1 protein-coding gene is annotated in these 537 nt (G+C 46.0%); it reads left to right on the forward strand.

Annotation, left to right across the window (positions count from 1 at the left end):
* Positions 1-250: 250 nt before the first annotated feature.
* Positions 251-537 (forward strand): hypothetical protein (locus ACS8FD_RS24000; protein WP_439277690.1); only part of this gene is annotated, 287 nt, incomplete at its 3' end.

Below are 537 nucleotides of genomic sequence, written 5' to 3' on the forward strand. Positions count from 1 at the left end.
CGTTTTTTATAGGTCGAGCATGATAGCAACTACTACTTAGGAGGTAGAGCACTGCTCATATTAGCTGATAGTCAGGTTATCAAGGCTCACTTAGAATGATGATATCTAAATAGTATTTATCAAAATAGTATGAACAGCCGTTAAGCATAGAGCGATTTATCCAAAGCCTGTCACACAAACCTAATTTCATGACCTTAGCGCTTAATCAATCACTGTTCACAATATAAGCCATCAAGTAGAGGATAGCCAAATGAGTCATTTACTCGACCAGTTCCGCTTTTTTAAACGCAAACAAGGCGAATTTGCCGATGGGCATGGTGAGACTCGTGATGAGTCGCGCGCGTGGGAGAACGTCTATCGTAGCCGCTGGCAGTATGACAAGATTGTGCGCTCAACGCATGGGGTCAACTGTACAGGCTCTTGCTCATGGAAAATCTATGTCAAAAACGGCTTGGTCACGTGGGAGACGCAGCAAACTGACTATCCTGAAACGCGCCCTGATCTACCAAACCACGAACCGCGCGGCTGCCCACGGGG

The organism is Psychrobacter sp. 1U2 (assembly GCF_051847575.1).